Raw genomic sequence first — 10,838 nt, 5'->3', positions numbered from 1 at the left:
GGGGGCCGCACCCGGCCCCGAGGCGTCCGGGCCCCCGGCGACGGGGTCCCCCGCAGCGACGGACCCGGCCGGCGCAGCGGAGGCGGTGGGCTCGCGCCGGGGCCGTCGCCGGGCGGAGCCCTGCCGCGGCCCGTACCCGACGAGCGTCGCGATCCGTCCGTCCCTGCCCGCCTCACCGATCTTCGCGCCGGTGTCGGCGCCGGCGTCGGGCGCGGCCCCACCGGTGTCGATCGCGATGATCGGCGTCCCCACAGCGACGGTCGCGCCCGGTTCGGCCAGCAGCTCCCCGACCGTCCCGGCCCACGGCGAGGGCAGCTCCACGGCCGCCTTCGCCGTCTCGATCTCCACGATCACGTCGTTCACCGCGACCGTGTCCCCGGGCGCCACCCGCCAGGTGACGATCTCGGCCTCGGTCAGCCCCTCGCCGACGTCGGGCAGCTTGAAGTGCTCACGCATGTGCTCCTCCTCACCAGGCCAGGGAACGGTCGACGGCGTCGAGCACCCGGTCCAGGTCCGGCAGGTACTCGTCCTCCAGCCGCGACGGCGGGTAGGGCGTGTCGAAACCGGTCACGCGGAGCACCGGCGCCTCCAGCGAGAAGAAGCACTCCTGCTGGATCCGGGCGGCGACCTCGGAGGTCACCGACGACTCCGCGGGAGCCTCGGACACCACGACCAGCCGTCCGGTGCGGCGCACCGAGTCCGCGACCGGGCCGAGGTCGAGCGGGGACAGCGACCGCAGGTCGACCACCTCGAGCTCGCGGCCCTCCTCGGCGGCCGCGGCGGCCGCGTCGAGGCAGGTCCGCACCATCGGCCCGTAGGTGGCGACGGTCAGCGTCGAGCCCGTCCGCACCACCCGCGACGCGTGCAGCGGGTACGCCGACGCCAGGTCGGCGCCGTCGAGCCCGCCCTTCTCCCAGTACCGGCGCTTCGGCTCGAAGAAGATCACCGGGTCGTCGGACAGGATGGCCTGCTGGATCATCCAGTGCGCGTCCGACGGGGTCGAGCAGGTGACCACCTTCAGGCCCGCGACGTGCGCGAACAGCGACTCGGGCGACTCGGAGTGGTGCTCGACGGCACCGATCCCGCCGCCGTAGGGGATCCGGACGACGACCGGCACCGGCACCCGGCCCTGCGTCCGGTACCGCAGCTTCGCCAGCTGGGACACGATCTGGTCGTAGCCGGGGAAGACGAACCCGTCGAACTGGATCTCGCAGACCGGCCGGAACCCGCGCACCGCGAGCCCGATCGCGGCGCCGATGATCCCGGACTCCGACAGCGGGGTGTCGAGCACGCGCTGCTCGCCGAAGTCCTTCTGCAGCCCGTCGGTGATGCGGAAGACACCGCCGAGCCGGCCGACGTCCTCACCCATGACCAGCACCTTGGGGTCGCGCTCCATCGCGGCACGCAGGCCGTCGTTGAGCGCCTTCGCCATCGTGGTCGGCACGGCTCAGCCCTCCTGGTCCGCGAACGACGCGTGGTAGGCCAGGAACTCCTCGCGCTGGCGCTCCACCGTCGGCGACGCCTCGGCATAGACCTGGGAGAACATCCGCTCCGGACCCGGCTGGGGCATCGCCCGGCAGAACGCCCGCATCCGCTCGCCGAGCGCGTCCGCCTCGGCCTCGACGGCGTCGAAGAAGTCGGCGCCGACGCCGTGCCGCCGGGCCAGGTGCACCCGCACCCGCTCGATCGGGTCCTTGAGCTTCCACAGTTCGACCTCGTCGGCGAGCCGGTAGCGGGTCGCGTCGTCGGAGGTGGTGTGGGAGTCCATCCGGTAGGTGAACGCCTCGATCAGCACCGGGCCGTTGCCGGTGCGGCACTCGTCGAGCGCCCATCGGGTGACGGCGAGGCAGGCGAGGACGTCGTTGCCGTCCACCCGGACGCCGGGGAAGCCGTAGCCGCGGGCGCGCTGGTAGAGCGGCACCCGGGTCTGGCGCTCGGCCGGCACCGAGATCGCCCACTGGTTGTTCTGGCAGAAGAAGACCAGCGGCGCGTCGTAGGCGGCGGCCCAGACGAAGCCCTCGTGGACGTCGCCCTGGCTGGTGGCGCCGTCGCCGAAGTAGCAGATGGTGGCCTCTCCGGTGTCCCGGTCGCCGACCTTCGACTCGAAGCGCTGGCCCATCGCGTAGCCGGCGGCGTTGAGGCACTGGTTGCCGATGACGATCGTGTACGGGTGGAACCGGGTCGCGACCGGGTCCCAGGTGCCGTGATCGGTGCCGCGGAAGATGCCGAGCAGCTCGGTCGGGTCGACCCCGCGGCACCAGGCGACGCCGTGCTCGCGGTAGCTGGGGAAGCACATGTCCTCGGGTGCGAGCGCGCGGCCGGAGCCGACCTGCGCGGCCTCCTGGCCGAGCAGCGGCACCCAGAGGCCGAGCTCGCCCTGGCGCTGCAGGGAGTTGCCCTCGCGGTCGGCCCGCCGGACCAGGACGAGGTCCCGGTAGAGCGACCGCAGGTCCTCGGCGGTGATGTCGGCGGCGTAGCGGTCGAAGCGCTCGTCGGGCACCCGCTCGCCCTCGGGGGTGAGCAGCTGGACGAGCTCCGGCCCACCCTCGTCGACGCCCTTCAGCCCGGCGACGACCTGGTCGTGGCTGGGCCGCGACCGCGGGTCGGTCGGTATCCACGCCTGGGGTTCGTCCACGGCAGACCTCCTCGGTCGCACCGGGCGGGGTCACGCCCGGGAGCGTCGGCTCCGGGCCCGTGCGGGTGGTGCGGGCCCCGGGACGCGCAGGCGCGTCACCGCCGATCCTGGCACGTCACCGGCCCCGAGGAGAACCGGTGCCCCGCAGGTCGACGGGTGGACGACGGACCGTCGGACGTCCACAGACGACGGTCCCGGCACCCGGCCGGGACCGTCGCGGGAGCCGGTCAGGCGCCGTGCGGGCGCTCCGGGTCCGGCGGCGGGAACGCCGGGGGCTGCTGTGGGGTGCGCTGCGTCGGCGCGTCCGCACCGCCCGCCGGGTACGGCGGGTTCCCGGCGGCGGGGCGGCCCGGGGCGGGCGGGGTGGTGCCCGGCGCGCCGTAGCCGTATCCGGGCTGCGGGATGCCCGCCGCGTCCTTCGCCTTGCGCGCGGCGCCGGCGATCTGGTTCGTGTACTTGCCCTTGGTCTGCTTGTCGACGAACTGGGCGGCGGAGTCGAGGGCCTTGCCCGCCTTGTCCGGGTTGGACCGGGCGTAGCGGCGGGCGGCCTCGACCGCTCCTGCCAGAACGGTGAGTCTGCGGAACAGCGACATCGTCGAGGACCTCCGTGACGAATGCGGCACCGCGTCGGACCGCGGCGCTGGGTCGTCGTACCAACAGTAGGCGAACGGGCACGGACCGGCGCGGCGTTCCACCGGCGTGCGACGAGCACGTAACGGATCGGCCGTGCGCACGGCGGTGACCCGTCGACAGGTGGCAGGATCCCCGCCGTTCGACCCCGCCTCACCTGGAAGGCAACCGCATGACGACCGCGAGGACCCGCAGCGTCCGCTCCCTGACCGGGATCGCACTGTCCGCACTGACCGCACTGGTCCTGACCGGCTGTGGCGCCGGCGGCGACGGCAGCGGGGGAGGCGGCTCCGCCGAGGCCACCGGCACCGATGCGCCGATCCCGGCCGTCGCCAAGGACGACCGGCTCGCGGCGATGGTGCCGGCCGAGGTGCGGCAGGACGGCACGTGGGTCGTCGGCACCGACCCGACCTACCCGCCGAACGAGTTCACCGCGCCCGACGGCACCACGATCGTCGGGATGGACGTCGACCTCGGCACCGCGATCGCCCAGAAGCTGGGGCTGACCGCGAGGTTCGAGCAGAGCCAGTTCTCCGGGATCATCCCGGGCATCACCGGCGGCCGCTACGAGGCCGGCATCTCGTCGTTCACCATCAACGACGAGCGCACGCAGGTGCTCGACATGGTCGGCTACTTCTCCGCGGGCACCAGCCTCGCCACCCGCAGGGGCAACCCGGACGGCGTCGATCCGAACGACCTCTGCGGCAGGGCGATCGGCGTCCAGCAGGGCACCGTGCAGGTCGAGGACGTGCAGGCCCGCAACGCCGCATGCACCGCGGAGGGCAAGCCGGCCATCCAGATCACCGAGCTGCAGGCCCAGACCGACGTGACGCTCGCGCTGAACTCGAACCGGATCGTCGCGATGCTCGCCGACTCCCCGGTCGCCGCCTACGCGCAGACCACCACGAACGGCACGGTCGAGGTCGTCGGGCAGCCCTACGACACCGCGCCGTACGGCATCGCGCTCAAGAAGAACGACGGCCAGTACGCCCAGGCCGTGCAGGGTGCGGTCCAGTCGCTGATCGACGACGGCACCTACCGGCAGATCCTCGACAAGTGGAACGTCGCGAACGGCGCGATCCCCACCTCCTCGGTGAACGGTGGCTGAGCCGGCGACCACCGGCGCCAGACCCGAGCCCCGCGACGCGATCGGAGTCCGGCATCCCGGACGGTGGGTCGCGATCGCGGTGCTCGCCGTCCTGGGCGCGATGCTGGTCAACTCGCTGCTGACCAACGAGAACTTCGGCTGGCCGGTCGTCGCGGAGTACCTGTTCGCCGCACCGGTGCTGAACGGGCTCGCGAACACCCTCGTCCTGACCGTGCTGTCGATGCTGATCGGCATCGTCGGCGGGATCGGGCTGGCGGTCATGCGGCTGTCGCCGAACCCGGTGCTGTCCGGGGTGTCCGGGGTCTACCTGTGGCTGTTCCGCGGCACCCCGCTGATCGCGCAGCTGCTGTTCTGGAGCTTCTTGTCCTCGCTCTACCCGAACCTGTCGCTCGGCATCCCGTTCGGCCCGGAGTTCGTCGTGTTCGACACGAACTCGCTGATCACGCCGTTCCTGGCGTGTCTGCTGGGCCTCGGGCTGAACGAGGCCGCCTACATGGCCGAGATCGTGCGCGGGGGCATCCAGTCGGTCGACCAGGGCCAGAGCGAGGCCGCCGGGGCGCTGGGCATGACCCGCGCGCAGACCCTGCGCCGGGTCGTCCTGCCGCAGGCGATGCGGGTGATCATCCCGCCGACCGGCAACGAGACGATCGGCATGCTGAAGACGACGTCGCTGGTCGTCGTCATCGGCTACACCGACCTGCTCACCTCGGTGCAGCGGATCTACTCGACGAACTTCCAGACCATCCCGCTGCTCATCGTGGCCGCGGCCTGGTACCTGCTGCTGACCTCGCTGCTCACCGCCGGTCAGCGGGTCATCGAACGTCGCTACGGCCGCGGAGTCGCCGGTGCCGTCACCGAGGCGACCCCGCTGGTGCGGCTGTTCTCGTTCCGGACGGGAGGGAAGACCTCGTGACCCCGATGGTCCGCGCCGAGACGGTCGGCAAGAGCTTCGGCGACGTCGAGGTGCTCCGCGGCGTCGACCTCGTCGTCGAGCCCGGGCAGGTCTGCTGCGTGATCGGGCCGTCGGGCTCGGGCAAGTCGACCCTGCTGCGCTGCATCAACCACCTGGAGACCATCGACACCGGACGGCTGTGGGTCGACGGCGAGCTGATGGGGCTGCGCGAGGAGAACGGGCGGCTCTACCGGCTCCGTGACTCCGCGCTCGGCAGGCAGCGCCGCGAGGTCGGCATGGTGTTCCAGCGGTTCAACCTGTTCCCGCACCGCACCGCGGCGGAGAACGTGATGGAGGCGCCGGTCGTCGTGCGCCGCGAGTCCCGGGCGGCCGCGCGCGAGCGGGCCGTCGAGCTGCTCACCCGGGTCGGGCTCGGCGACCGCGCCGACGCCTACCCCGCGCAGCTGTCCGGCGGGCAGCAGCAGCGGGTCGCGATCGCCAGGGCGCTGGCCATGCGGCCCAAGCTGATGCTGTTCGACGAGCCGACCTCGGCGCTCGACCCGGAGCTGGTCGGCGAGGTGCTCGACGTGATGCGCGAGCTGGCCCGCGAGGGCATGACGATGATCGTCGTGACCCACGAGATCGGCTTCGCCCGCGAGGTCGGCGACGCGCTGGTGTTCATGGACGACGGCCGGATCGTCGAGTCGGGCGACCCGCGCGCGGTGCTCTCCGACCCGCAGGAGGAGCGCACCCGCGCGTTCCTGTCGAAGGTGCTCTAGCCGCGGGGGATGCGCCCCATCAGGAAGAACTCCGGGTTGGGGCGCAGCGCGGTCAGGTGCGCGAGCCGGTTCGACATCGCGAACAGCGCGGTGATCGCGCCGACGTCCCAGATCTCGTCCTCGGACAGCCCCGCGGCGCGGGCGTCGTCGAGGTCGGCCTCGGTGAGGGCCTCGGAGTTCCGGGCGACCAGCAGGGCGAGGTCGACGATCGCGCGCTCGCGCTCCGACAGCTCCACGGCGTAGGGGTTGGTCGCGACGCGGTCGGCGATCTCCGGGTCCTTGTAGCGGACCCGGAGGATCGCGCCGTGCGCGACGACGCAGTAGGTGCAGTTGTTCGCCCCCGAGGTGGCGACGACGACCAGTTCGCGCTCGGCCTTGGACAGTCCGTCGTCGGAGTCCATCAGCGCGTCGTGGTAGTCCAGGAACGCCCGCAGCTCCCGCGGGCGCCGCCCCAGTGCGCGGAACACGTTCGGGACGAACCCCGACCGCTCCGCGATCGCGCCGATCCGCTCCGCCAGGTCCGGCGGGAGCCCGTCGGGGTCGACGTGCCCGAACCTGCTCACCTCGTGCTGTGCCATGACGCGGACGCTAGCCGTCCGGGCCGTCAGCCGGGAGCGGCGACGCCGGTCCGGTAGGCCCACACCACGGTCTGCAGCCGGTCCCGGGTCCCGATCTTCGCCATCGCTCGGCCCAGGTGCGACTTGACCGTGGACGTCTCGACGACCAGCTCGTCGGCGATCTCGGCGTTGGACAGCCCGCGGGCCAGCATCCGCACGATCTCGGTCTCGCGCGGGGTCAGCGGGGCGACCCCGCCGTCGGGCGCAGCGTCCGGGGCGGGGCGGCGACGCGCGAACTCGGCGATCACCCGGCGGGTGACGGTCTGGTCGATCAGCCCGTCGCCGCGGGCGAGTCGGCGGACGGCGTCGACGAGGTCGTCGGGGTGGGTGTCCTTCAGGACGAACCCGCTCGCGCCCGCCTCCAGCGCGCCGAACACGTAGTCGTCGAGGTCGAAGGTGGTGACGACGAGGACAGCCGGGACCGGGTCGTCGAGGCCGGTTATCTCCCGGGTCGCGACGAGCCCGTTGCCACCGGGCATCCGGACGTCCATGCAGACGACGTCGGGCCGGTGTGCGCGCACCAGCGCGACGGCCTCCGGCCCGCTCGACGCCTCGCCGACGACCTCGACGTCACCGGCCAGCTCCAGGAACATCCGGAACCCGGCCCGGACCACCGCCTGGTCGTCGGCCAGCACCACCCTGATCACGCGCGTCCCCCTCCGGTCTCCGGGCCGGGATCGTGCGGGACGACCAGGCGGACCCGCCAGCCGTCGTCGCCGGTCCGGCCCGCCTCGAACGTCCCGCCGACCAGCTGTGCCCGCTCACGCATCCCGGCCAGCCCGAACCCCCGGGTGCCCGGCGCGCTGCCGGACTCCGGCGGGGTACCGCGCGCGGGGCCGTTCACCACCTCGACGGCGACCCGGCCGTCGGCGTGGGTCACGGTCACCCGGACCGGGGCGCCGGCGGCGTGCTCACGGGCGTTGGCCAGTGCCTCCTGCACCACCCGGTAGCAGGTGACGTCGGCGACCGGGGACGGCTCGCCCGGGTCCCCGCGCCGGACCAGCTCCACCGGCCCGCCCAGCTCCCGGGCCTGTTCCACGAGCCCGTCGAGCTCGGCGAGACCGGGGACCGGGGCGTCGGCCTCGGCGCCGCCCGCCCCCGGCTCCCGCAACGCTCCGACGACCAGACGCAGGTCGTGCAGGGTGCGGCGACCCTGCTCCCGCAGCCGGGACGCCGTCCGGCGCGCCTCGTCCGGGTCCCGGTCCACCAGCCGCTCGACCACCGCGGCCTGCACGACCATCGCCGACAGGTGGTGCGCGGCGACGTCGTGCAGCTCGCGGGCCATCCGCGCCCGCTCCCGGGCGACGGCGGCGTCCGCCCGTTCCCGGTACGCCGCGACGACACCGGCGGTGTGCACCCGGTCGAGCTCGGCGTAGCGACGCCGGGTCCGCAGGTACACGCCCAGCAGCAGCGGGCCGCCGTAGACCAGGACCGCCGACAGCACCTGGGCGACGACCAGCCCGGCCGCGCCGAGCAGCGCACTGTCGGACGGTCGCACCGCGATCCCGGTGAGCACCACGGTGGTCTCGACGACCGCCGCCGCGCCGACCAGGACACCGGCCCGTCGCGTCGGGAGCCGGGACCCGCAGGTGCCGGCCGCGACCGCCGTCGCCGGGCCCCGCAGGGCCGCACCCACCGGCAGCAGGACGACGTTCACCAGCTCCAGGCCGACCGTCAGCGCCAGGCAGACCGCCGGGGCGGTGCGGCGCAGCGCCAGCAGCAGGTTCTGCACGGTCACCACCCCCAGGGCCAGCGCCGCCGTGCCCGGCGCCAGGCCCAGCTCCGCGGCCGGGCCCGGTGCCAGTACCACCGGGGTGACCACCGCGAGCGTCCCGGCCGCGACGAGCACGGCCAGCGCGGCGTCGCGGCGTCGCGGTCCGGCCAGGCCGAGCGCGGTGAGCCGGGCGTCGAGCCGGTCCGCGCCCGTGCGGGGCGGCGGTTCGGGGTGCGGGTGCATGGGGTCTCCGGCCTCGGGTGGGGTGATCGTAGGGCTCAGTAGGTGAGGCTCGGCAGCAGCAGGCCCGCCACGACCGCCACCACCGCGACGCCGGTCAGCGCGACCAGCAGCAGCACCCGGCCGGTCACCGGCCACCCGCCGGCCCGGGCGCGCAGCGCGGTGACCACCCCGGCCGCCGCGACGGGCACGCCCGCCAGCCCGATCCACTGGAGCACCTGGAGCCCGCGCAGGACCGGGAGCGGCACGTCGCCCAGCGACGCGATCGCGAGCACCGAGACCACCCAGCCCGCGAGCGCGACGAGCGCGGCCACCGCCGCCGCCCGGGTGAGGCCGTGCAGGACCCGGTCGGTCCGCGGCCGGGCCGCGACGACGACGCCGTACCGGCGCCGCCACAGCGCCCCCGCGGGCCAGGCGACCAGCGCGCCGAGCAGCACCACGACCGAACCGGCCAGCACCGTGCCGAGCAGCGCCGCGTCGCGCAGCGGGCCGACCGGCAGCTCGGTGAACGCCGCGTCGTGGCCCAGCGCGGTGACCCGGCCGTCGGCGTCGGTGCGCACGGTCAGCAGCCGCTGGCCGCCGACCTCCCGCCACAGCCCGGGCCGGACCTCGGCGTAGGCGGCCGGACGGACGTCGTTCGGGGCGGGGGAGACCAGCAGCGTGCCGTCCGGACGGGCCGCCACCCGCATCTGCCCCATCAGGTTCATCGCGCCCATGAAGGTGCTCGCCGACCGGCGCGCCGACTCGTAGGTGCCCGCGATCGCGGCGGCCCGGGCCGGGGTGCCGGCGTCCGGGGCGGGCGCCGGGCCCGCCGTGCCGGGCAGGTAGCGGTCGGTGAACCCCTCGGTCACCGCGCGCCGCAGCTCCAGCGTGTCCGCGCCGCCACGCCCGCTGCTGTTCGTCGTGACGAACACGCCGATCCGCTCGGCCGGATACAACTGCAGGTGCGAGTGGAACCACTGGGTGTCGCCGCCGTGGCCGAGGACGAGGTGGCCGTTGCGGCTCTCGTCGAACAGGCCGGGTGCCATCCGCGGCCCGTCGGCGAGCGCGCCGAGGGTGTCCGGGCCCAGCGCTGGACGCTGCATCAGCGCCCACGCGGCGGGGGAGAGCAGTGGGGTCGAACCGGGCGCGCCGAGCAGGGCCGAGGCGAACCGGCCCATGTCGGTGGCCGACGCGCTGAGCGACCCGGCCGGGGCCGGGCTGACGAACTCGAACGGTGCCGGCGGGGCGTCGACGCTGGTGTAGCCCTCCGACATCGCCCCGGCGGCGGCCGCGGGCAGCGGCTGGTCGAAGGTCGCGGTCGTCATGCCGGCACGGTCGAGCACCTCGCGCTGCACGTAGCGCTCGAAGGGCTCCCCGGTGACCCGCTCGACGACGTACCCGGCCAGGCCGTAGCCGTAGTTGGAGTACGACGGCACGGTGCCGGGGGTGCCGACCTGCTCGGGTGGGTCGGTGGCGAGGAACTCCCGCAGCGACGGGCCGCCCGGCGCGGCGCGGATGAGGCCGCGGATCTGCTCCTCGAAGCCCGCGGTGTGGCTCAGCAGGTTCCGCAGGGTCACCGGGCCTCGGGGCATCGGCACGTCGATGTCGAGGTAGCGGCGGACGTCGGCGTCGAGGTCGACCAGGCCGCGGTCGGCGAGCTGCAGCACGGCGACCGCGGTGGCCACCTTCGACACCGACCCGACCCGGAACAGCGTCCGGTCGGGGTCGACGGGTCTGCCCGGCCCGGCCGAGCCGTAGCCGCGGGTGGCGAGGACCTGCCCGTCGCGGACGACGGTGACCGCGGCCCCGGCGATCCCGGTCCGGTCGAGCGCGGCGGGGACGAGGCGCAGGTCGGGTGGGGCGGGACGCTCGGCCGGCTCGTCGAGCTCGTCGTCGAGCTCCCCGTGGACCGCATCCGCCCGGCGGGCTCCGGCGCGGGTCACACCCGCACCAGTTCCTGGAGCTGGGCGAAGCGGCGCTCGCCGATGCCGTCGATCTCCCGCAGCTGCTCGACCCGGCTGAAGCGCCCGTTGGCATTGCGCCAGTCGATGATCTTCTTCGCGGTGACCGGGCCGACGCCGGGCAGGGCGTCGAGGTCGGACGCGGTCGCGGTGTTCAGGTCGATCTTCCCGCCGGGGGCGCCGGGCGGGGCGGGGGCGGCGGCCGCGCCCGGTTCGGTGCCCGACGCGGGCTCGGAGCCCGGGGCGGGCAGGACCGGGGCGGCGTCGGCGGCCGGTGGGA

General features: G+C 74.5%; 12 protein-coding genes. 3 read left to right on the top strand and 9 right to left on the bottom strand.

From position 1 onward, the window contains the following. The 4 genes from NH602_RS22240 to NH602_RS32020 all read right to left on the bottom strand — a co-directional run. Positions 1-456: biotin/lipoyl-containing protein (locus tag NH602_RS22240; RefSeq protein WP_305882471.1), on the bottom strand; the 456-nt coding region annotated here is incomplete at its 3' end. Positions 457-466: 10 nt separating this feature from the next. Then, positions 467-1,432, bottom strand: coding sequence for an alpha-ketoacid dehydrogenase subunit beta (locus tag NH602_RS22235; protein ID WP_073576151.1), 966 nt, complete (start codon positions 1,430-1,432; stop codon positions 467-469). Between the two features lie 15 nt (positions 1,433-1,447). After that, positions 1,448-2,635, bottom strand: coding sequence for a pyruvate dehydrogenase (acetyl-transferring) E1 component subunit alpha (gene pdhA / locus NH602_RS22230; protein WP_253068816.1), 1,188 nt, complete (start codon positions 2,633-2,635; stop codon positions 1,448-1,450). Between the two features lie 227 nt (positions 2,636-2,862). Continuing rightward, positions 2,863-3,228 (bottom strand): antitoxin, encoded by a 366-nt coding sequence (locus NH602_RS32020; protein WP_073576094.1) that lies wholly within the window; start codon positions 3,226-3,228, stop codon positions 2,863-2,865. 209 nt (positions 3,229-3,437) lie between these two features. Here NH602_RS32020 and NH602_RS22220 point away from each other — a divergent pair, with 209 nt between their 5' ends. The 3 genes from NH602_RS22220 to NH602_RS22210 are packed head-to-tail and all read left to right on the top strand — an operon-like array spanning position 3,438 to position 6,044. Then, positions 3,438-4,373: an ABC transporter substrate-binding protein gene (locus NH602_RS22220; protein ID WP_083658709.1), complete on the top strand. Its 936-nt coding sequence runs from the start codon at positions 3,438-3,440 to the stop codon at positions 4,371-4,373. Further along, positions 4,366-5,286, top strand: coding sequence for an amino acid ABC transporter permease (locus tag NH602_RS22215; protein WP_073576095.1), 921 nt, complete (start codon positions 4,366-4,368; stop codon positions 5,284-5,286). Before NH602_RS22220 ends, NH602_RS22215 begins: the two co-directional genes overlap by 8 nt. After that, positions 5,283-6,044, top strand: coding sequence for an amino acid ABC transporter ATP-binding protein (locus tag NH602_RS22210; RefSeq protein WP_301549049.1), 762 nt, complete (start codon positions 5,283-5,285; stop codon positions 6,042-6,044). The genes NH602_RS22215 and NH602_RS22210 overlap by 4 nt, the downstream gene beginning before the upstream one ends. On the opposite strand, the gene NH602_RS22205 is transcribed toward NH602_RS22210, so the two are convergent. From NH602_RS22205 to NH602_RS22185, 5 genes are all read right to left on the bottom strand, one after another. Beyond that, the gene (locus NH602_RS22205; protein ID WP_073576096.1) at positions 6,041-6,622 is read right to left on the bottom strand and encodes a peroxidase-related enzyme; all 582 of its coding nucleotides are present in this window, start codon (positions 6,620-6,622) and stop codon (positions 6,041-6,043) included. The genes NH602_RS22210 and NH602_RS22205 overlap by 4 nt on opposite strands. A gap of 26 nt (positions 6,623-6,648) precedes the next feature. Then, positions 6,649-7,308 (bottom strand): response regulator transcription factor, encoded by a 660-nt coding sequence (locus tag NH602_RS22200; RefSeq protein WP_073576097.1) that lies wholly within the window; start codon positions 7,306-7,308, stop codon positions 6,649-6,651. Next, complete coding sequence (locus NH602_RS22195) at positions 7,305-8,618, bottom strand: sensor histidine kinase (protein WP_073576098.1); 1,314 nt, start codon at positions 8,616-8,618, stop codon at positions 7,305-7,307. Before NH602_RS22195 ends, NH602_RS22200 begins: the two co-directional genes overlap by 4 nt. Positions 8,619-8,653: 35 nt before the next feature. Next, positions 8,654-10,540, bottom strand: coding sequence for a serine hydrolase domain-containing protein (locus NH602_RS22190; protein ID WP_253068815.1), 1,887 nt, complete (start codon positions 10,538-10,540; stop codon positions 8,654-8,656). After that, positions 10,537-10,838, bottom strand: a 302-nt coding sequence (locus tag NH602_RS22185; RefSeq protein WP_253068814.1) for a helix-hairpin-helix domain-containing protein, incomplete at its 5' end; no start/stop codon positions are given. The genes NH602_RS22185 and NH602_RS22190, both read right to left, overlap by 4 nt.

Origin of the sequence: Pseudonocardia sp. McavD-2-B, from assembly GCF_024124365.1 — a bacterium.
In the GTDB taxonomy this organism is placed as follows: domain Bacteria; phylum Actinomycetota; class Actinomycetes; order Mycobacteriales; family Pseudonocardiaceae; genus Pseudonocardia; species Pseudonocardia alni.
This window is presented reverse-complemented; position numbering and strand designations above follow the sequence as displayed.